Here is a 21,299-nt window from a genome sequence, read left to right as displayed (position 1 = left end):
TGATCTGCTGTTCTGCGTTGGTTGTCAGGTTACGATAAACGACCCACGTCCTTACTCGATGTTGGAAACGTATTGAAAACCCCTGTGAAACCCCGTCAGCAAGCGAGGCGTGCTGCAGATGTGCCGTCTTCGGCCCCGACCGCCACCTCTGCGCGCGCCCTGAGCTGGCGCGATCGGGCTGCGCGGGCCTTGGTGCACGCCCTGGCGCGAGTGCCGTTGCCGATATTGCACCGATTGGGGGCGGCCGTGGGCTGGGGAATCGCGCTGATCCCGAACCGTCAGCGCCGTAATGCGCTCATCAACATTGGCCTGTACGCACCGCAGCGGCCAGCAGGAGAGCTGGTGCGGATGCGCAATCGGAGCCTGCGTGAGTTGGGCAAGACCCTGTTTGAGACGGCGCCGCTGTGGCTGCGGCCTCCGGCGGAAGCGCTGTCACTCATCCGCGAGGTGCGCGGCATCGAACTGCTCGAGCGCGAGCCGGGGCAGGGGCTGATCGTCTTGTCGCCGCATCTCGGTGCTTGGGAGCTGGCCGGGCTCTACCTCTCGACCTGCGGGCCGACAGCGATCTTCTACAAGCCGCAGCGCTTGCTCGATGACCTGATCGTCGAGGCTCGACGACGTGGCGGCGCAACCCTGGCGCCGATCACCGCACGAGGCATCCGGGTTTTGCTCGGGGCGCTAGAGCGCGGCGAAACCGCTGGTATTCTGCCTGATCAGGAGCCGCGTGAGGAGAAGGGAGCGGTGTTTGCGCCACTCTTCGGGATACCCGCCTATACGATGCTGTTGGTGAATCGCCTCGCCCGCCGCAGCGGCTCGCCGGTGATCTTTATGATCGCTGAGCGACTGCCGCGTGCAAGTGGTTACCGCATCCATTGCTTGAGGGCGCCGGAGGGCATCGATAGTGAGGATGATATGACTGCGGCGGCGGCACTCAATCGTGGTATCGAGCAGTGTATCGCGGTGTGCCCAGAGCAGTATCTGTGGAGCTATCGGCGCTTTCGTCGACGCCCTGCTGGCGAGCGGAAGCTCTACACCGGATCGCTGCAGGATGCGTCTGCAATCGAGATTGCGCGCCGTCAGCGTCAGGCCCAATCCGCCGCCTGAGCGAAACCGAAGCGGATAAAAAAAGCCCCGTTGATGGCGGGGCTTTCTAATCTCCTAAAGCGTCGGGCGCATTGCCCGATGCTTCAGCAATCAGCTGATCTCAGCGGTGCCGCTTTCGCTTTGCCCCTGATTGTCGACCCAGCTGATCTCGACCGATTCACCCTTCTCGCCGCCGTTGAACTTGAACGACAAATAGGGGTTCTTCGAGACGCCACCACTCCAGAAGGCGGTCATCACGACCTGATCATTCCACTTCCCAGTGACTTCCTGGATGAAGTGCGCCGGGATCGGCTCGCCGGTGGCTTTGTCCTTGCGCAGTCCGGTTTCCATCTCGTGGCTCATCAGCGCCTTCACGGTGGTGACACCATTACTGCTCTTGGCGCGGATCTTGATATTACCTGCCATTGTCTTACCTCAGTTCGTTATCCGGTAGTTGAAGCCAGAGTGCGTTGGCGTTAGCCGCCGCAGCCGCCAATGGTGACCTTTACCGGCTTGGCAGCGCTGAGTAGGCCGCCTTCGGTCTGCACAACGGCGATGACGTCAGCGGTCTTGGCCATCTTGATGCGGGTGGATACGAACGGAACGGCATCCGCTCCCAGGTCGAATGAGGCAATCAGCGGGGTTCCGTTGCCAGCAGCGATGATCGCGATCGACTTGGCACCTGCGACGTCGGTCTCGACGGTGACCGGGACCACAGCACCGTTTTCAGCGATGTCAGGGGCCTTGATCTTGACCTGGTCGCTGGTCTCGGTGGATGCGCTGCCGAGTAGATCATTCAGAGCGGCATCGGTCTCGGTCGCCGCGAAGGCGTCCTTGGGCCAGTTCGCGAGCACGGTGCCTGGGGTGAGCAGTCCGGCACTGACGGCTATGCCGATGGCGCTGGCACCAAGGGAGCCCTTGAGTAGGGTTCTACGTTTTGCGTCGATCATGGAACATCTCCTCTATCGAACACGGGGTGGAGCCTTTGGGGCTGGGGGTCGTCAATCTTATTTCTGCGTCGATGGGCGGCCTAAGACATCATGCTTTGGCAATCCGTGCTTTGGCGTCGTGCCTGTGGCGATGCCCGATCGAGCATCTCGCTCCCAGCCGTTGCCTGTGCAATGACGAGAGCGGCCAGACGAAGCGGAAGAGCGTTAGGTCTTCCAAATCGTCGATCGGCTAAGCTTAGCGTATCCGTCGGACACTGAAAACCGCATTTATGGTCTGGCTGACTGTGGAAAACCCGAAGGATCTACGACTCGCTGTGCCAGTTAACCGCCCGGTGGTCACAAGTCGATGCAGTCATTCCCGACCTTTGCGGGCTCGCTGCATGGCTTGCAGCTCGTTCAGGCGAGCCTGCAACTGGGCGGCGAGATGGAAGTCGATGTCGTCCAGACGCAGTGCAAGCTGGAGTTGCCGGATGGCTGGCTCAAGCTCATCACTGGCGTAAAGATGTTCGGCGCGGTAGCGATAGTTCAAGGCGCGCTGGCCCGATTTTCCAGCGGCATCAGCCATCAGCTCGTAGATCGGTGCGATGCCGGGCCGCAGCGCAACAAAGCGTTGTAGCGCCGTCAACGCCTCTGCTGGCCGCGAGGCCGCCATCAATGACTCTGCGTAGGCCTGATTTAGCGGCCAATTGCCTGGTGCCAGGCCAACCGGCGCCTTGAGGTCGCGCACGGCTTGTTGGGGGTTGCCGGCACGGCGGTCGATGTCGGCTCTCAGCACCAAGAATTCGGTTTGACTCGGATATTCCTTGAGGAGCGGCGCGAGTTGGCTGCGTGCGGCCTCGAGCTGGCCGGCTCGAGTTAATGCCAGTGCGTAGCCATAACGCTGAGCGGTCTCGTCACGATAGCGACCTTGCTCGAGCGTCTTCGCGAAGTGATCCACGGCACGCTTCGGGTTGGATTCGCTGCGTTGGCGCAGGTTGGCGCGTGCCAGGTGGAAACGTAGGCTGTCCGGGCGCTGGCGTAGGCCGTGTTGGCGAGCACGGTTCATCGCGTCGGCGATGCGGCTGGTGGTCACCGGGTGGGTGCGGAGGAATTCTGGGGTCTTGCTGTCCGAGACGCGGGTGGTCTTGGCTAGACGTTGGAAAAAGCCTGGCATCGCATAGGGATTGTGACCCGCGCGGGCCAGGGTATCGATACCAATGCGGTCCGCCTCCTCCTCGTTGGCGCGGGTGAAGTTGATCTGTCGCTGCGCCGCGGCGCCCTGGATGCCCATCAGGCCGGCGGCACCGATATTGGCATCGATCGTTGCGCCCAGCACGGCTGCCGCCAACAGCAGCGCCGTGGCGGGCAGAGCCATTTGGCGCTGTGCTTCGAAGCTGCGCATCAGGTGGTCTTGACTCACGTGCGCGAGTTCATGTGCGACCACCGCGGCCAGTTCGCCCTCGGTCTGCGAGGCGAGGATCAAGCCGGCAAAGATCCCAATGCGGCCGTCGGGTCCAGCGAAGGCGTTGACCGTGGGTTCATCGATGAGGAAGAAGTCGTAGTGGCCAGGGTTGCCGCTCGAGGCGACTAGTTGCTGGCCGAGGGTCTGGATGTAATCGGTGAGGACTGAGTCAGCAGAGATTGGCAGTGCCTTGCGCACCCATTTCATGAATTCCTGGCCGAGATCGCGCTCTTCGGCACGCGACATGATGGTGTCGGCTGAGCTGCCGAAATCCGGTAGCGCGAAAGGATCAGCGGGCCCGAGGCTGGGCAACAAAACCAGTAAGAGCGCGATGGCGAGTGCTAGGACGCGCAGTCGGACAGGCCGATATTGGCGGTTCCGATATTGGCGTCGGCCCCTATCAAAAAGAGATGTCATGGCGCCTGAGTTAACGATCCAAAAAAGACCTGCGCAGGCAGGGTGGTGAAGCGCTTATAGGGATCATGGCGCGCTACCACCCTGGAACATGCTACCACCCTAGAAAATGAATCGTGCGAGATTCACGTTAATCTGCGGATTCAATCGAGCAACAATCTCGAGAAATAATCTGTTCTCGCATCATCGATTCGGCTAGGAATCTGACCGTTCAGCCTGCACTCAGTTCAGCTGCAGCCGCTGACCCCAAGGGACTGGGCTGCGGCCCTTGACCAGCCAAATCACCGGGTAGGCAGGCTCGCGTTCCGGAAACGCGCCCTCGGCATCAGTGAAGTAGACCAGCAAGTCCGGGCTTAGCCCCTGATCGTCGACCCACTGGAACACCGGCCGAAAGTTGGTGCCACCGCCCCCCTGAAGCTCATGCGGACGCTCGAAGCGCTCCCAAGGCTCGAAGCGGAAGGGTGAGCCTGGACAGAGCGCGCTGTCGCAGGGCAATAAGGTGACCTGCGCCTGGACCTGGGCCTTGAGCGCGTCGACCTCGTTGATGAACTCTTGCATCTCGGCATCCTTGATCGAGCCTGAGGTGTCGATGGCAACGATCAGGTCGATGCGCTGACTGCGCAAGCTCGGGAGGATGTGCTCGCCTTCGCGGCGTGACGGCCGCGACCAGCTGTAATCGTGGCGTGAGAGGCCATTCATGTAACGCGCAAGGAGCATGCGCCAAGGCAGCTGCGGCTGCAGCAGATGGTCGATCATGCGCTTGAGCTCACCGCCGAGACGACCGGCCTGCATCGCCTGCTGCGCAGCACCAGCCATGCGTTGCTGCCACTGTACCTGGAGGGTTTCTTGCTCGTCTGGGGTCAGTGGTGGAGGTGGCGTGGAGGCTGCGTCTGAGCTGGCCTCTGGGCTGGATTCCGGGTTCGGTGCCTGCTTACCATGCGCTTGGCCCTGCTGGCGCTGTTCCGCGGACTTTGGTGGACCCTGGCCCTGCTCACCCTCTTCGGCTTGGCTTTGGCGTTGTTGACGCTCGAGGTCGCGCTCATCCATACCGGATTGTTGGCCCTGGCCATCGGCGTCACGATCATAGGCGTGGGTGTCGAGGGTCTCTGACTGATCGTTGTCGTCGATCAGTGGATAGATCTCCTCCGCGGTCATGCCCTTATACATCGGCATCAGCAGGGCGTTTGGCGGTGGTTTCAGGCCGTCATCGACCAGCAGCGGGTTGATGGCATAGTCGCAGGCCAGATCCCAGCGATGTTTGATGCGATGTTGCCGGCGTGCGAAGTGCGAGAGTGCGCAATGCAGTGCCTCGTGCGCCAACATGAATTGGGTCTCATCCAGCGTCAGGGCATCGATATAGCTCGGGTTATAGTAGAAGGTGCGCGCATCGGTGGCCGTCGTCGGGCACCATTCGCCGCTGGCGGCCTGCATGGGCAGGCGCAGCACCAGTGCGCCAAGGAATGGCTTATCGAGGATTAGCCGGGTGCGCGCGGACGAGAGCTTGGTTGCAATCGCTTGCAGGTCTTGCGCGTCAAGGCTCGGGCTGACCTCGCTCGGGCATTCGCCCTGAGGATGCGTGTGGATGTCGCCGATGAAATCTGCAGCCATGGATGTCCCAGTACAAGCCGTTAAGTTCGATAAGGTCTAGTTGTAGAGCATGACATCGGCGATGGCATTCGCCCAGTCGGCGAAGGCTGGGACCTCGAACAGGTCGCTGCCGATGGCGCGATGCAGATCAGAGACCAGCATGACCCCCATCTCCCGCTGTGGAAAGCGACCGGCGTAGACCAGGATGTTACCGATGACGGTCTCTTGATCAGCGCTGTCGCGGGCGCGGATGGCTTTGCCGACCAGTGCTGCGGCAATGGCGTACTGAAGATCGATCTCGCTCGGTACAGGCACGGCCTCACCGCGACAGATGGCGTCGAGATCCGGCATCTGATCGATACTCGCAACGAAAGCGGCGAGCTCAATCCCGGCCGCCGGACCAACACAGGCCTGCAGTGTTCCCTGCAGCAGCTGCGGATCATTCTGAAACTTCTGCAGGGCGCGATGGGCGAATTCCCAGGAGCGCGGCGATGGGAAGGCGACGGGGTTGTGGGCCGGGTCGAAATCGAACAGCAGCTCGGGGCGGAAGCGCAGGAACGCAATCACCCGTTCATCGATGCCCTTCGCGTAGGCCCAGGTGACCCAGTCGTCGAGGTGTGTGTCGACCTCAAAATGCGAGAAGCGGTTGGCCAGCGGCGCTGGCATGCTATAGGTGACACCGCGGTCGCCCTGCCGGTTGCCGGCGGCGAAGATTGCCCAATGCTCAGGCACTTGGTACTCGCCGAGCCGGCGATCGAGGATCAGCTGGTAGGCTGCGGCCGAGACTGCCGGGGGCGCGGAGGTGATCTCGTCGAGAAAGAGAATTCCGGCTTCTCCGTGACGCTCGACGCTGGGCAAAAGCGCGGGGATCGCCCACTCGACGTGCTGATCGACCCGGAACGGGATGCCGCGCAGGTCACTCGGCTCCATCTGCGATAGACGGATGTCGATGACTGGCACCTGATGGCGGTCCGCCACCAGCGCAATCATCTGGGATTTTCCGACACCCGGCGGGCCCCAGAGCATGACCGGCGTATGATGCCCTTCCGCGGCGCTGGTGAGCTCGCGCTCGAGGACGGATAACAACTGGGCGGGACGCATTGTTGGGGGTTCTCCTATCGTCAATCGGGGGTCGGTGCCGCGAACAGAGGCCGTTGCATCGCCTGACGCGGCTGCATCCTTGCCAGAGGTTGGGTTGTCCCCCGCCTAATCGCAAGCGATTCAGCTCGATGTGTCTGTGATGCACCGGCCGATGGGTCTCTGGTGCTGGTACGCATTAGAAATAAGCGGTATTCTTATCCGTTAAGCCAGATTCGGGCGAGCGCGCATTGTGGAGATCCCCTGTGCGCGAGGCGCTTCGGCAACCGGTCCGACGCGCTCCCGTCAAGGGCTTGGATCAGGCGGCAGCCAGATGTTTGATGGTTGCCGCAACCATAAGATTTGCAACCGAATCTCAACAGCTGACCGGAGAGTGGACGATGAACCAGTTTTACTACGACGCTGTCACCAAGATGGAACAGCTCGGCGTCGATGACGAATATATTCAGGGCTGGCAATGCGGCTTCCTGCAGAATCCGAAGCGCGAGGAGCAGCGATTGACCGAGGCCTATGAAGCTGGTTATAGCGATGGCGAGGAGAAGAGTACCGACAACTTCTCGAAGTGGGCTAAAGGCTGAGAAAACCTCGCCGCGGGCCGCGGCCGGTTGCCGCACATGGGCGCTGGACGATTGCTCCAGGGTCCGGCCCAAGGCGAGCGACAAGGTAAGGCGGGGCTCCCCCGCCTTTTTTCATTTGCTTTTCATGTGCACCGCTCAGTCTTTTCGACGGGCAGCGAGCGACCATGGCAGATAACAGCTACCTGAAAGATCTCATCCTACTGCGCAATGATCCAGCCGCCGTGCCGCGAGTGCGCGACGCGGCAGCACGTGGTGAGGTAGACGCCTTCTATGCCCTTGGTCTGATCTATGCCGAAGGGCGTGGTGTTACGATCGACCTGGCACAGGCGCACTACTGGCTGTCGCTGGCGATTGATCAGGGCGATAGGGATGCCGAACTGCTGCGCAATATCGTCGGCAGCCAGATGACCAATGAAGAGTACGAGGCAGCCAAGCGGCTACGCGCTAAGCCCGCTCTCCAGGTGGTCGGTCCTGGCTAGGCCTTGGCGCTGCGCCGGTGCAAACTACGCCGGTGCAAACGGTTTGATGCGTTATCCGCTTCGGCTGCTGTTCGGTAGCGGACAGCAGCTGATCCTGCCTCCGGGTCTTGCTCTGCGGTGGCGGGTGCTCATGATTGATGGCGTCTGGACTTGGTCTCATGGCGCCTTTAGTGCTATTTTCGCCCGTTTTCCTGGTGCCGAATGCACCATGGCTGGAGACTAACAATGCAAGTATCGGTCGAGACCGGGGACGGTCTCACGCGGCGGTTGAAGGTCGAACTGCCTGCTGAGGATATCGAGCAGGAGATCGAAAAACGGCTGCAGAACGTCGCCCGCTCTGCACGCCTGCCTGGTTTCAGGCCGGGGAAGGTGCCGCTGCGCGTATTGCGTCAGCGTTATGGCGACTCGGTGCGCCTAGAGGTCTTCGGAGAGCGCGTCGAGTCCAGCTATCCGCATGCCATCATCGAAGCGGAGCTGCGACCGGCTGGACGTCCCGAGATCAAGCCTGACATCGACCAGGCCGTCGGACGCTATGCCTATGTCGCCGAGTTCGAGGTGGTTCCCGAGGTGACGCTGGCGTCACTTGAAGGGCGCACCTTGGCCCGTCCGCAGGTCGAGGTTACCGATGCTGACGTCGAGGAGACGATCGAGCGTCTTCGCCAGCAGCGTAAGCGCTGGGAAGCGGTCGAGCGCCCGGCTGAGACTGGCGATCGTCTCACCGTGGATTTCGACGGCGAGGTCGATGGCGCGGCCTTCGAAGGCGGGCATGGCGAGGGTATCCAGATCGAGATCGGTGCCGGCCGCTTCATTCCTGGCCTCGAGGAGCAATTGGTTGGCGCAAGTGCGGGCGATGAGCCCTCGATTGATGTCACCTTTCCGGAGGAGTATCCGCAGAAAGCCCTAGCTGGAAAGCCTGCACAGTTCAAGGTTAGGGTGACATCGGTCGAGCAGCCGAACTTGCCCGAGATTGATGCGGAGTTTGTCGCTGAGTTCGGCGTCGACGACGGTGATCTCGAGCGCTTCCGCGCTGATGTGAGGGGCAACCTTGAGCGTGAGCGATCCGAGCGGGTCAAGGCTCGGATCAAGAACCAGGTCATGGACCTGCTGCTCGAGGCGAATCCGATCACGGTGCCGTCGGCCCTCGTCGCTGACGAGATCGAGTCATTGCGCAAGCAGATGATCCAGAATCTGGGGGCTGACTCCGAGTTCAAGCTGCCGGACGAGATCTTCGCTGATAATGCACGGCGCCGAGTCGCGCTTGGCCTGATCGTCGGCGAGGTCGTAAAGGCCAACGAACTGACGCCTGATCCAGACCGTGTCCGCTCATCGGTCGAAGAAATGGCGGCGACCTACGATGATCCTCAAGCCGTGATCAATTATTACTATGCTGATCCTAAGCACCTAGCAACGGTCGAATCCGTCGTCCTCGAGGATCTGGTCGTTGAGCAGGTGCTCGAGCAGGTCGAGGTGACCGACGACCCGATCAGCTTCAGCGAGCTGATCTCTCAGCAGTAGCTGAGGCCTCCGCTGCTTCTCCCTAAACCCGCTTAGCTCCTGATGAACATGTACATCGACAACACCGATCGGCGCACCGACCCGCATGCGCTAGGACTCGTCCCCATTGTGGTTGAACAGACCGCACGCGGCGAGCGCTCGTTCGATATCTTTTCCCGTCTCCTAAAGGAGCGCGTGGTCTTTCTGGTTGGCCCGGTCGACGACCACGTTGCCAATCTCGTTGTGGCGCAGTTGTTGTTCTTGGAGTCGGAAAATCCAGACAAGGATATCCACTTCTACATCAACTCACCGGGTGGCTCCGTGACCGCTGGATTGGGCATCTATGACACGATGCAGTTTATTCGCCCTGAGGTCAGCACCATGTGTATCGGCCAAGCGGCGAGCATGGGCGCATTGCTTCTCGCCGGAGGCACGGCGGGCAAACGCTTTTGTCTCCCGCATTCTCGGATCATGATCCACCAGCCCTTGGGCGGTTTTCAGGGACAGGCGAGCGATATCGATATCCACGCGCGTGAGATTCTGCATGCGCGCGAACAGCTGAATCAGATCCTGTCCCGCCATACCGGACAGCCCATCGAGCGCATCGCCGACGATACCGAGCGAGACCGCTTCATGGGCGGCGAGGATGCCGTTGCCTACGGCCTGATCGATCGGGTTCTGGACACGCGGTCTCAGCCCGCTGACTGAGGGCGGGGCTGAGAGGCTCCTTGGCATCTTGCTGCAGTGGATGGATAGATGCGTTTGCTGCGGCTTGGTGAGGAGTTGGTATCTGGCTTGCAATGACTTATATCGTGACGCAGGTCTAGATGTGCGGTTGCCATCTCCACTTGAGGGGTTATGATCGAGTCAAGCGCGGTGGCCGACTCGTTTCAGCCTGATCCATCCCATTTCCTTTGCCTTCAGGCCCCGCAGCGCCTAGCCCGGAGAGATGATCTATGAGCAACACCCATGGAAAGAGCGACGAAGGAAAGCTCCTGTACTGCTCGTTCTGCGGTAAAAGTCAGCACGAGGTGCGCAAGCTGATCGCGGGTCCGTCGGTCTTTATCTGCGACGAGTGTGTCGAGCTGTGCAACGATATCATCCGGGAAGAGATGCAAGAGGGCGTTGGCGAGGCGACCAGCCGCTTGCCGAAGCCACGCGAGATCAACGAGTCGCTCGATGAGTTCGTGATTGGCCAAGAGAAGGCGAAGAAGGTGCTCTCGGTCGCGGTCTACAATCATTACAAACGCCTCGAGGTCTCTGACGCCAAGGAAGAGATCGAGATCTCGAAGAGCAACATCCTGTTGATCGGCCCCACGGGGTCCGGCAAAACCTTGCTGGCCGAGACCCTGGCGCGGTTGCTCAATGTGCCCTTTACGATTGCCGATGCGACGACCCTCACTGAGGCCGGTTATGTCGGTGAGGATGTCGAGAATATCATTCAGAAACTGCTGCAGAAGTGCGACTACGATGTCGAAAAAGCGCAGAGTGGTATTGTCTATATCGACGAGATCGATAAGATATCGCGTAAGTCTGACAACCCCTCGATCACCCGCGATGTGTCTGGCGAAGGCGTGCAACAGGCGTTGCTCAAGCTGATTGAAGGGACCATCGCCTCGGTGCCTCCGCAGGGTGGCCGCAAGCATCCGCAGCAGGAATTCTTACAGGTTGATACGAGCAACATCCTGTTCATTGTCGGCGGAGCCTTCGCGGGTCTCGACAAGGTGATCCGAGATCGGTCGAAGAAGACTGGCATCGGCTTCTCAGCTGAGGTGCATAGTAAGAACGACGATCGGGCTATCGGTGAACTGCTGAGTCACGTCGAGCCTGAGGATCTTATTCGCTACGGACTGATCCCTGAATTCGTGGGCCGGTTGCCGGTGATGGCGACGCTTGAGGAGCTCGATCAAGAGGCGCTGATCCGAATCCTGACAGAGCCCAAGCATGCGCTCACCAAGCAGTATGCGCGCCTGTTCGAGATGGAAGGGTGCGAACTCGAGCTGCGCGATGATGCGCTGCGCGCCATTGCTACTAAGGCCATGGAGCGCAAGACTGGCGCGCGTGGGCTACGCACCATCATGGAGCAGGTGTTGCTCGATACCATGTATGATCTTCCGTCAATCGATGACGTCAGCAAGGTGGTCGTCGATGCTTCGGTCGTCAATGGCGAGACCCCGCCACTTGTCATCTACGATGGCGGCGAGCAACCCCGGATCGCCGCGTCGGACTGACGAGGGTCCGAGTTGCGCTTTTCCTAATGAGCGATCGCTCCGCCTTGCAGAGGGGGAGATGCGCTGTCAACGCTAGCCGCGCCGGAGCAGAGGCGCGGTAAGCCCAATTCCGCGTCTACTTCGGTGCGTTTGGCCGCTGAACCTGAGTGAGATTTGACCACCGTGCTCAGGATCACCGACCGCTACGATCCGTAGTTCCTAGTGCAACGCCTCGATAGACACCCGTACTGCGCCTGTTGTCTGAGCCGTAGCGATTGAACCGATTGTACGCTGCCCTAACCTCCCTCTCAGTAGGGCGTTTATGCGAAACCCGACTCCTCGATTCCGCATCCTCAACGCTGAGGTCGGTTGCCTTGAGGAGCGTTAGATGACGAGCACAGCAATATGGGCAAGACTGATTTGGACTCTCAGGTGCTAGATGCACTGACATCGGGCCAGGTGATCCCGGTGCTACCGCTACGCGACGTCGTGGTGTATCCGCATATGGTGATTCCGCTCTTCGTCGGTCGGGATAAATCCATCAAGGCATTGGACGCGGCCATGACCAGCGACAAGCAGATCCTGCTCGTTGCCCAAAAGAACGCGGATGTCGACGACCCTTCGGTGAAAGACCTTCACGATATTGGCACGCTTGCCAACGTGCTGCAGTTGCTGAAGCTACCCGACGGGACCGTCAAGGTCTTGGTCGAGGGGCATCAGCGCGCCAAGGCGAGCCGCTATCTGTCGACGAACGATACCTTCAGCGCGACGGTCGCGCCGCTCGGTGAAACGCTTGAGGCCGATGAGCGCGAGCAAGAGGTGCTGATGCGCTCAGCGGTGGCCTTGTTCGATCAATATGTCAAGCTCAACAAGAAGGTGCCACCGGAGGTGCTGACCTCACTGGCCAGCATCGATGAGCCGAGCCGGCTGGCCGATACCATGGCCGCCCACATGTCGCTGAAGCTCGATGAGAAGCAGCGCGTGCTCGAGATGGTCGATGTGCAGCAGCGCCTCGAGCATCTGATGGGGCTGATGGAGTCGGAGAACGACATCCTGCAGATGGAGAAGCGCATCCGTGGTCGCGTCAAGCGGCAGATGGAGAAGAATCAGCGCGAGTACTACCTGAACGAGCAGATGAAGGCGATCCAGAAAGAGCTCGGTGAGCTTGAGGACGCGCCGAATGAGCTCGAAGACCTTGGCAAGCGCATCGAAGAGGCCGGAATGCCCAAGGATGTGAAGGACAAGGCGACGCAGGAGTTGAACAAGCTCAAGCTGATGTCGCCGATGTCCGCCGAGGCCACCGTGGTGCGTAACTATGTCGATACCCTGGTCTCGGTGCCTTGGAAGAAGCGCACTCGGATTCGCAACGATGTCAGCGTTGCCGAGAAGGTCCTAGATACGGACCACTATGGGCTCGAGAAGGTCAAGGAGCGCATCACCGAGTATCTCGCCGTGCAGCAGCGCGTGCGCAAGCTGAAAGGACCGATCCTGTGCCTGGTTGGACCGCCTGGTGTCGGCAAGACCTCGCTTGGGCAATCGATCGCCCGGGCGACAAACCGCAAGTTCGTGCGCATGTCCCTAGGCGGGGTGCGCGATGAGGCCGAGATCCGCGGTCACCGACGCACCTACATCGGCGCACTGCCGGGCAAGATCATCCAGAATCTCTCCAAGGCCGGCTCGCGCAACGCCTTCTTCTTGCTCGATGAGATCGACAAGATGGCAATGGACTTCCGTGGTGATCCGGCCTCAGCACTGCTCGAGGTACTCGACCCGGAGCAGAACAACACCTTCAACGACCATTATTTGGAGGTCGATTTCGATCTCTCCGAGGTGATGTTCGTCGCCACCGCCAACACGCTAAATATCCCGCCGGCCCTGCTCGACCGCATGGAGGTGATCCGGCTCTCGGGGTATACCGAGGACGAGAAGATCAATATCGCCGAGCGCTATCTGATCCCGAAGCAGATGAAGAACAACGGGCTCAAGAGCGGCGAGTTGGTGATTCGCGAGGCAGCCCTGCGTGATCTGGTGCGCTACTACACGCGTGAGGCCGGGGTACGCAATCTCGAGCGCGAGATCTCGAAGATCTGTCGCAAGGTGGTCAAGGAGATTCTAGTCACCAAGCGTGAGAAGACCATCACCGTCACCGCCAAACTGTTGGACAAATATCTGGGCGTCCGTCGCTTCCGCTTCGGCCTGGCCGATGAGCACGACCAGATCGGTCAGGTCACTGGTCTGGCCTGGACCGAGGTCGGCGGCGAACTGCTGCGGATCGAAGCCGCGTTGGTCCCCGGCAAGGGCAAGTTCACCTTTACTGGGCAGCTAGGCGATGTGATGCAGGAGTCGATTCAAGCGGCGATGACGGTGGTGCGCTCGCGCTCCGAGGCGCTGGGTATCGATCTCGACTTTCATCAGAAGGTCGATATCCACATCCACGTGCCCGAGGGCGCGACGCCAAAGGATGGACCCAGTGCTGGTGTGGCGATGTGCACCGCGCTGGTGTCAGCGCTGACCAAGGTCCCGGTGCGCTCCAGTGTGGCGATGACCGGCGAGATCACCCTGCGAGGTGAGGTGCTGCCGATCGGTGGCTTGAAGGAGAAGTTACTCGCGGCGCATCGCGGCGGTATCGAGCAGGTGCTGATTCCACATGAGAACGAGCGTGATCTGGTTGACATCCCGAAGAATATCAAACAGAGCCTCGATATTCGTCCGGTCCGTTGGATCGACGAGGTGCTCGAGTTCGCGCTTGCCGCGCGTCCTGCGCCGCGGTCTGGGGATGATGATGTACCGCAAGAGGCCGCGCCCCCGGTCGAGGACGGCAAGAGCGCCGAGTCTGGCGTTCGCACACATCACTGACCAGCGCCCGAGCCTTTGCTTGCGACAGCATGGGCGTCGCAATGCATGCAGAATGTTTGTACGGCTCTTTGTGTCGAGTATTCGCGTCGAGTATTTGCGACGAACATTTGCCTGGAACAGGCGTGGTTGCTGGTTTTCGGGTTGACACCTCTTGGGTCGTCCTTAACAATCGGCGGCTGAGGTCGACGTCTCAGTAGTGTTCTAAACGGTTGCGGCTCGGGCCTCAGGTCTGGGTCGCGGCATCTTTGGCAATCTCGCAAAATATCTTGGCGCCAAGGCCTGGCGCCAATCAGGGGGAACAATGAATAAATCAGAACTTGTTGACGCGATGGCCGAGGCGGCTGATATTTCGAAGTCGGCAGCAGCGCGTGCATTGGATGCGTTGACAGATTCCGTTGCAGCCACCCTGAAGAATGGTGATTCCGTCTCGATCATCGGTTTCGGTACTTTTACTGTGAAAGAGCGGGCCGCGAGAACCGGCCGCAACCCGCAGACCGGTGCTGCCATCCAGATCGCCGCGTCGAAAAATCCGTCTTTCAAGGCTGGTAAAGCGCTCAAGGACGCGATACAATGATTGCTTACTTCGGATGAGTTGAACCCCATTCCTCGGAAAAAGGCTTCGATCATCCAAGATTTCGTCGACTGCCCTTCGATTGGGTTCCTGGTATCAGGAGTGCTTCATCGGGGGTGCTTAGCTCAGCTGGGAGAGCATCGCCCTTACAAGGCGAGGGTCGCAGGTTCGATCCCTGCAGCACCCACCATCAATAGCACCCCATGGTCAGTTCGGCGTTACAGTTTCGTGGAGTGGTAGTTCAGTTGGTTAGAATACCGGCCTGTCACGCCGGGGGTCGCGGGTTCGAGTCCCGTCCACTCCGCCATCTCTCCGATACGGGGTATCCACACTGGATACCCCGTTTTCATTTGTCCTGTCATTCCCTCGCACGTTGAGTCCTACGAGCTATGTTGCAGGAGATTCGAGAACGCGCACAGGGTTGGGTCGCCTGGGCCATCATCATCCTGATCTCGATCCCGTTCGCCTTCTGGGGCATCGATTCCTACTTTGGTGGCGGGGCTGAACCGGTTGTCGCCAGCGTCAACGGTGCCGAAATTACCGAGCGCGTCTTCAACCAGAACGTCAATCGAACGCGTATCCAACTGCGGGATCGATTGGGCGAGGCCTATGATCCAGCGCTGTTCGATGATCAGCGCATACGCCAGCAGGTGCTCGAGCGGATGATCCGCGAAACCTTGTTGCTGGAGGATTCGGCGGCGATGGGACTCAGGACCTCAGACCAGGCGATTCGCGCAGCGATCCTCAGCGAGCCGGCATTCCAGCAGGATGGCGCCTTCTCCAATGCGCAGTACGAGCGGGTGCTACGACTGCAAGGGCTTACCCCAGCGGCTTACGAAGATTCCCTGCGCAGCGAGCTACTGCTCAGTCAATTGCCGCGGGCGATTCGTGAGACCGCCTTCGTCACGGATACCTTGGCGGACCGAAGCGCGAGCTTGGTGCATCAAGAGCGCATCGTCGCTTATGCGAGGGTGCCGCAGTCGGCGTTCGCGCAGAGCGTCCAACCGCCGACGGATGAGGCTGTTGCTGCGTATTACGATGGGCATCAGAACCAGTTTGCGACCCCGGAGCAGATACGGGTCAGTTATCTGCTATTGAATGCGACTGACCTTGCCAGGCCAGATCAGTTGATCGATGAGGGCAGCTTGCGTGAGCAATATCAGCTCAAGCTCGATGAGTTCATGGCACCCGAGGAGCGTAAGGTTCGTCATATCCTACTCAGCGTTTCAGTCGACGCCGATCAGAAGATGCTTGATGAGACGCGCAAGCGGATGCAAGAGGTCCAGCAGCGGATCACCGGCGGTGAGTCTTTCGCTGCCGTCGCAGCCGAGGTCTCTGAAGACCCCGGCAGTGCCGAGCAGGGCGGCGAGCTTGGCTGGGTCGGCCGTGATGCGCTCGATCCAGCCTTCGAGCAGGCGGTCTTCGCCATCGAGCCCGAGACCTTGAGCGAGCCGGTTCGCAGCCGTTTCGGCTACCATCTGGTCGAGGTCTTGGAGGTACGCGGGGGCGAGCCCAAGCCCTTTGAGGAGGTGAAAGAGGAGTTGATCGCCGATCTCAACAGCGGCAGTGCAGAGGCTGCGTTCTTCGAGCAGGCCGAGCAGCTCGCCACGCTGACCTATGAATCTCCGGATAGCCTGATCCCCGCGGCCGAGACCTTGGGCCTAGAGGTCCAACTCAGCGACTGGATCGATCGGAGCGGCGGTGAAGGTCTGTTTGCCAATCCACGCGTGGTTGATGTCGCATTCAGTGAGGAGGTGCTGACGCTCGGTAACAACAGCGAGCTGCTTGAGCCTGATCCTGAAGTGCTGCAGGCGCTGGTGCTGCGCGTCGCCGAGCATCGCGAGCCATCGGTGCGCCCGCTGGACGAGGTGCGCGACGAGATCGTTACGCTGCTTGAGACGCAGCAAGCGGCCGAGGCGGCCAAGGCGGAGGCAGAAGCGATCGTTGCGCGGATTGAAGGCGGGCAGGATCTCGCGGCAGCTGCAGAAGGTTTCGAGGTGGTCGAGGCTGGACAGATCGGACGCGTCGCGACTGAGCCACCGCCCGAGGTGACTCAGCTGGCCTTCTCGCTGCCTTCGCCCGCCGCCGATGCTGCCGGACCTCGGGTCGGCAGTACCAGCGCGAGCGACTCCGGGGACGCCTATGTCGTCGTCGTTTCTGAGGTCAAAGAGGGTGATCCAGCGCAGCTCGATCCAGCTGAGCTGGAGGCCGAGGCGCGGATGTTGACGCGGGCGCTGGCGGCGGCTGACGTCGACGCGGTGCTGGCAGCGATGCAGGCGCGGGCTAGGATCGAGCGTAAGCCGATTGTCAGCGACGAGTCATTCTAGCCCCTTGTCAATCGGCGAGCAGCTTGCTCTGGGCGCACCGACCGGCCAAAGCCGGCCGAGTCCGCTCAGTCCTTCTTGGCCTTCAGCCGAGACCAAGGATGTGGTAGCCGGTATCGACGTAGAGCACGTCGCCGGTGATACCCGACGCGAGATCGGAGCAGAGGAAGGCGCCGGCATTCCCGACTTCGTCAATGGTGACGTTTCGCCGCAGCGGCGTGCGCTCTTCGACCTGTTTTAGCATCGAGCGGAAATCGGCGATGCCGGCCGCGGCCAAGGTGCGAATCGGTCCTGCCGAGACCGCGTTGACCCGGGTGCCCTCGGGCCCGAGCGATGCGGCCAGATAGCGCACGTTGGCCTCTAAGCTGGCCTTCGCGATGCCCATGACATTGTAGTTGGGCACGGCGCGAACGGCGCCGAGGTAGCTCATGGTCAGGATGGCGCCATTGCGCCCCTGCATCAGCGGCCGTCCGGCCTTGGCCAGCGCCGCCAGGCTGTAGGAGCTGATATCGTGCGCTGCAGCGAACCCCTCGCGTGTCACGCAGCCGACGTAATCACCCTCAAGCTGGTCCTTGGGTGCGAAGGCGATTGAATGCACGATCCCGTCGAGTCCGTCCCAATGCTCGCCGAGCGCGGAGAAGCAGTTGTCGATCTGCTCATCGTTGGAGACATCGAGCGGGATCACGAACTCGGCATCGCATTGCGATGCCAGATCCTCGACCCGGCCCTTGAGCTTCTCGCCTTGGTAGGTGAAGGCCAGGGTCGCGCCCTCGCGATGCATCGCCTGGGCGACGCCCCAGGCGATTGAGCGATTACTGGCAACGCCAGTGATCAGGATACGTTTATCGGACAAGAAGCCCATATAGTCTCTCCATGTGGATCGTTTGGATCATGTGGATCATGTGTAGGATAGGCGGGCGCCCTTACCGTGAAACAAACGCTGCATCGTTCGGGGTGGCGACGCGCTATGGACGTTAGCCCCTGCTTAGACGGCGTTTGAATCCGCCCATGGTCGAAGCGGCCCTTAACGTTACCGAAACTCAGCCTGCGCGGAAAGCATCTATGTCGCGAGCGTGCTGCTCCTTGCCTCTGCTAATGGTGGTTCTGCTGTCCCTCAGTGCCTGTGGTCAGCCACCCTGGAACAATCCCTATCCAGCGTCGCAATCCGGTGAAAACATCCTCTACGGTGCCTTCACCGAGCGGCCCAAGCACCTCGACCCGGTGCGCTCTTACAGCTCGAATGAATATGCCTTCATTGCCCAGGTCTACGAGCCGCCGCTGCAGTACCATTTTCTGAAGCGGCCTTACGAGTTGGTTCCGCTGACCGCCGTTGCCCTGCCCGAGGTTCGTTATCTGGATGCGAACGGGGCGCCGCTGTCAGCGGATGCCGATCCGAGCCAGATTGCCATCAGTGAGTACCTGATCGAGATCACGCCGGGCATCCGCTATCAGCCACATCCGGCCTTCGCCAAGGACGAGGTAGGCGCTTACCGTTATCATCAGCTCGACGCTAAGACCGTCGGTCGCATCAATACCCTCGCTGATCTCCCCGAGACCGGCACTCGCGAGCTGATTGCCGAAGACTACGTCTACCAGATCAAGCGGCTCGCGACACCTTGGCTGCATTCGCCGATCGCCGGCCTGATGGGCGATCACATCCTTGGATTCAAGGCGCTGAGCGAGCGTATCGAGGCCGCCGCGCCGGCCCCGGTGGATGGCGAGCGGTTATTTTTCGATCTGCGCCAGGTCGCCTTCGACGGCGCCGAGGTGGTTGATCGCTATCGCTATCGAATCCGGCTTGAGGGTCGTTACCCTCAGTTTGTCTACTGGCTGGCCATGCCGTTCTTCGCGCCGATGCCCTGGGAGGCTGAGGCCCTCTATGGCCAGCTCGGGATGAAGCAGAATAACCTCACGCTGGACTGGTATCCGGTCGGCAGCGGCCCCTTCATGCTCAGTGAGAACAATCCAAATCTGCGCATGGTGCTGGCCAGGAACCCAAACTTCCACGGCGAGCAGTATCCCGCTGAGGGCATGCCAGAGGACCAGGCGGCTGGGCTGCTCGCCGACGCTGGCAAGCCACTGCCCTTTATCGACGCAGCCATCTACAGTCTCGAGAAGGAAAGCATCCCGTATTGGAACAAGTTTCTCCAAGGCTTCTATGACAGCTCCGGGATTAGCTCTGACGCCTTCGATCAGGCGGTCCAGTTCGATGCGGCGGGTGAGGCCGGCCTCACCGACGACATGCGCGAGCAGGGCATCGAGCTGGTCACTGCGGTGCAGACCTCGATCTGGTACATGGGCTTCAATATGCTCGACCCGCTGCTCGGCGGTGACTCAGAGCGCGCGCGGCTCTTGCGCCAGGCGCTCAGCATCGCGGTCGATTTTGGCGAATATGTGTCGATCTTTGCCAATGGCCGCGGTGTCGAGGGTCAGGGGCCGATCCCGCCCGGCATCTTCGGTCATCGTGAAGGCGAGGCGGGTATCAATCCCTATGTCTTCGATTGGCGCGACGGGCGTGCGCTGCGCAAACCCTTGCAAGAGGCCAAGGCGCTGCTCGCTGAGGCCGGTTATGCGAACGGGCGCGATCCCGAGACTGGCCGCCCATTAACCCTCTACTACGAAGCCATGGACGCCGGGCCCGACGGCAAGGCGCGTCTGAACTGGATGCGCAAGCAGTTCGCCAAGCTGGGTATCGAGCTGGTGGTACGTGCGACCGACTACAACCGCTTTCAGGAGAAGATGCGCGAAGGCACTGGGCAGGTCTTCATGTGGGGCTGGAATGCCGACTACCCGGACCCCGAGAACTTCTTCTTCCTGCTCTACGGACCCAACCAAAAGGTCGAGGGCGGCGAGAACGCGGCCAACTATCAGAATGCCGAGTTCGATGCGCTGTTCGAGCAGATGAAGAACATGGATGATGGTCCTGAGCGACAGGCGGTGATCGACCGCATGACTGAGATCCTGCGCCATGACGCGCCCTGGTCGTTCGGCTTCTTCCCACAGTCCTTCAGCCTGCATCATCAATGGTTGAAGAATGTGAGCCCCAACCTAATGGCCAATAACACGCTCAAGTATCGACGGCTCGAGCCCAGCATCCGCGAGCAGCTGCGCGAGCGTTGGAATCCGCCGGCGCTCTGGCCGCTCGGGGCGCTGGTCGTGATCCTTGTCGTTGGAGCGATCCCGGCCTTGGTGGTAGCGCGTCGGCGTGAGCGGAGTCGTGCGCGGAGTGATGCGCGATGAGTGCCTACATCCTGCGCCGATTGCTCTATGCGCTGCCGATCCTGATCGGCGTCAATCTGATCACCTTCCTGTTGTTCTTCGTCGTCAACTCGCCGGACGACATGGCGCGGATGCAGCTCGGCGATAAGCGGGTGACGCAGGAGGCGATCGATACCTGGAAGGCTGAGCATGGCTATGACAAGCCGCTGCTCTATAACGCAGAGGCTGGCGGACTGACGTCGTTGACCGACACGATCTTTTTCGAGAAATCGCTGAAGCTCTTTGCGTTCAACTTTGGTCAGTCGGACAGCGGCCGCGATATCGGCTACGACATCCGTCAGCGCATGTGGCCGAGTCTGGCGATCGCGATTCCGACCTTGCTGGTGGGGCTGGCAATCAGCATCAGCTATGCGTTGATGATCGTGTTCTTCCGTGCCACCTATATCGACTTTGGAAGCGTGGTGCTGCTGGTGGCGATGATGTCGATCTCCGGGCTCTTCTATATCATCGGCGGTCAGTTCCTGATCGGTAAGCTGTTCCATCTGGTGCCGATCTCTGGCTACGATCATGGCCTCGAGGCGCTGAAGTTCCTGATCTTGCCGGTGGTGGTAGGCGTCGTTGCCGGTATCGGCAGTAGTACCCGGCTCTATCGCACCTTCTTTCTCGAGGAGATCAACCGAGACTATGTGCGAACTGCGCGTGCCAAGGGGTTGCGCGAGCGTGCGGTGTTGTTCCGCCATGTGCTGCGCAACGCGCTGATCCCGATCCTCACCGGCGTGGTCGCCGTGTTGCCGCTGTTGTTCATGGGAGCGTTGATCATCGAATCCTTCTTTGGCGTGCCTGGGCTTGGTAGCTACACCATCGATGCGATCAACCGCCAAGATTTCTCGATCGTGCGTGCCATGGTCTTCCTCGGCTCGGTGCTCTACATCATCGGTCTGATCATGACCGACATCTCCTATACCCTGGTCGACCCCAGGGTCCGGCTGTCTTGA

At 60.6% G+C, this 21,299-nt stretch carries 17 protein-coding genes and 2 tRNA genes; 13 read left to right on the top strand and 6 right to left on the bottom strand.

Going from position 1 to position 21,299, the window contains the following annotated elements:
- The first annotated feature begins 120 nt into the window (after nucleotides 1–120).
- Nucleotides 121–1,104, top strand: a complete 984-nt coding sequence (locus CCR96_RS17230) for a lysophospholipid acyltransferase family protein (RefSeq protein ID WP_338035902.1) — start codon at nucleotides 121–123, stop codon at nucleotides 1,102–1,104.
- A 90-nt stretch (nucleotides 1,105–1,194) separates the two neighbouring features.
- Here the strand turns inward: CCR96_RS17230 and soxZ are convergent, their stop codons facing one another.
- The 5 genes from soxZ to CCR96_RS17205 all read right to left on the bottom strand — a co-directional run bounded on the left by soxZ (nucleotide 1,195) and on the right by CCR96_RS17205 (nucleotide 6,576).
- Nucleotides 1,195–1,509, bottom strand: a complete 315-nt coding sequence (gene soxZ, locus CCR96_RS17225) for a thiosulfate oxidation carrier complex protein SoxZ (protein ID WP_200247603.1) — start codon at nucleotides 1,507–1,509, stop codon at nucleotides 1,195–1,197.
- A 50-nt stretch (nucleotides 1,510–1,559) separates the two neighbouring features.
- Nucleotides 1,560–2,033, bottom strand: a complete 474-nt coding sequence (gene soxY, locus CCR96_RS17220; protein ID WP_201221505.1) for a thiosulfate oxidation carrier protein SoxY — start codon at nucleotides 2,031–2,033, stop codon at nucleotides 1,560–1,562.
- Between the two features lie 352 nt (nucleotides 2,034–2,385).
- The gene (locus tag CCR96_RS17215) at nucleotides 2,386–3,891 is read right to left on the bottom strand and encodes a M48 family metalloprotease (RefSeq protein WP_201221503.1); all 1,506 of its coding nucleotides are present in this window, start codon (nucleotides 3,889–3,891) and stop codon (nucleotides 2,386–2,388) included.
- A gap of 219 nt (nucleotides 3,892–4,110) precedes the next feature.
- Complete coding sequence (locus CCR96_RS17210) at nucleotides 4,111–5,496, bottom strand: vWA domain-containing protein (protein ID WP_201221501.1); 1,386 nt, start codon at nucleotides 5,494–5,496, stop codon at nucleotides 4,111–4,113.
- A gap of 36 nt (nucleotides 5,497–5,532) precedes the next feature.
- Entirely contained in the window at nucleotides 5,533–6,576 is a 1,044-nt protein-coding gene (locus CCR96_RS17205) for an AAA family ATPase (protein WP_201221499.1), read from the bottom strand.
- Nucleotides 6,577–6,953: 377 nt separating this feature from the next.
- Here CCR96_RS17205 and CCR96_RS17200 point away from each other — a divergent pair, with 377 nt between their 5' ends.
- The 10 genes from CCR96_RS17200 to CCR96_RS17155 all read left to right on the top strand — a co-directional run bounded on the left by CCR96_RS17200 (nucleotide 6,954) and on the right by CCR96_RS17155 (nucleotide 17,088).
- Nucleotides 6,954–7,151, top strand: a complete 198-nt coding sequence (locus CCR96_RS17200) for an Alvin_2107 family globule sulfur oxidation protein (RefSeq protein ID WP_200247595.1) — start codon at nucleotides 6,954–6,956, stop codon at nucleotides 7,149–7,151.
- Nucleotides 7,152–7,315: 164 nt separating this feature from the next.
- Nucleotides 7,316–7,630 (top strand): sel1 repeat family protein, encoded by a 315-nt coding sequence (locus tag CCR96_RS17195; protein WP_201221497.1) that lies wholly within the window; start codon nucleotides 7,316–7,318, stop codon nucleotides 7,628–7,630.
- Nucleotides 7,631–7,855: 225 nt separating this feature from the next.
- Nucleotides 7,856–9,145, top strand: a complete 1,290-nt coding sequence (gene tig / locus CCR96_RS17190; RefSeq protein WP_201221495.1) for a trigger factor — start codon at nucleotides 7,856–7,858, stop codon at nucleotides 9,143–9,145.
- Nucleotides 9,146–9,193: 48 nt separating this feature from the next.
- A complete protein-coding gene (clpP, locus tag CCR96_RS17185) occupies nucleotides 9,194–9,832 on the top strand; it encodes an ATP-dependent Clp endopeptidase proteolytic subunit ClpP (protein WP_201221817.1) in 639 nt (212 codons plus the stop codon).
- A 248-nt stretch (nucleotides 9,833–10,080) separates the two neighbouring features.
- On the top strand, nucleotides 10,081–11,355 hold the full coding sequence (gene clpX, locus CCR96_RS17180; protein WP_201221493.1) for an ATP-dependent Clp protease ATP-binding subunit ClpX: 1,275 nt from the start codon (nucleotides 10,081–10,083) through the stop codon (nucleotides 11,353–11,355).
- A 384-nt stretch (nucleotides 11,356–11,739) separates the two neighbouring features.
- A complete protein-coding gene (gene lon / locus CCR96_RS17175; protein ID WP_201221491.1) occupies nucleotides 11,740–14,190 on the top strand; it encodes an endopeptidase La in 2,451 nt (816 codons plus the stop codon).
- 241 nt (nucleotides 14,191–14,431) lie between these two features.
- A complete protein-coding gene (locus CCR96_RS17170) occupies nucleotides 14,432–14,764 on the top strand; it encodes an HU family DNA-binding protein (protein ID WP_338035906.1) in 333 nt (110 codons plus the stop codon).
- A gap of 111 nt (nucleotides 14,765–14,875) precedes the next feature.
- A tRNA-Val gene (locus tag CCR96_RS17165) sits at nucleotides 14,876–14,951 on the top strand.
- A gap of 40 nt (nucleotides 14,952–14,991) precedes the next feature.
- A tRNA-Asp gene (locus CCR96_RS17160) sits at nucleotides 14,992–15,068 on the top strand.
- 82 nt (nucleotides 15,069–15,150) lie between these two features.
- On the top strand, nucleotides 15,151–17,088 hold the full coding sequence (locus tag CCR96_RS17155) for a SurA N-terminal domain-containing protein (protein WP_201221488.1): 1,938 nt from the start codon (nucleotides 15,151–15,153) through the stop codon (nucleotides 17,086–17,088).
- A gap of 82 nt (nucleotides 17,089–17,170) precedes the next feature.
- Here CCR96_RS17155 and CCR96_RS17150 read toward each other — a convergent pair whose 3' ends face one another.
- On the bottom strand, nucleotides 17,171–17,947 hold the full coding sequence (locus CCR96_RS17150) for an enoyl-ACP reductase FabI (RefSeq protein WP_200247668.1): 777 nt from the start codon (nucleotides 17,945–17,947) through the stop codon (nucleotides 17,171–17,173).
- A 200-nt stretch (nucleotides 17,948–18,147) separates the two neighbouring features.
- On the opposite strand from CCR96_RS17150, the gene CCR96_RS17145 reads away from it, so the two are divergent.
- Together CCR96_RS17145 and CCR96_RS17140 are read left to right on the top strand one after the other, a co-directional pair.
- Nucleotides 18,148–20,325 (top strand): ABC transporter substrate-binding protein, encoded by a 2,178-nt coding sequence (locus tag CCR96_RS17145; RefSeq protein WP_201221486.1) that lies wholly within the window; start codon nucleotides 18,148–18,150, stop codon nucleotides 20,323–20,325.
- Nucleotides 20,322–21,299, top strand: a complete 978-nt coding sequence (locus CCR96_RS17140) for an ABC transporter permease (RefSeq protein WP_201221484.1) — start codon at nucleotides 20,322–20,324, stop codon at nucleotides 21,297–21,299. Before CCR96_RS17145 ends, CCR96_RS17140 begins: the two co-directional genes overlap by 4 nt.

It is taken from the genome of Halochromatium roseum (assembly GCF_016653315.1).
Taxonomy (GTDB): Bacteria; Pseudomonadota; Gammaproteobacteria; order Chromatiales; family Chromatiaceae; genus Lamprobacter; species Lamprobacter roseus.
This window is presented reverse-complemented; position numbering and strand designations above follow the sequence as displayed.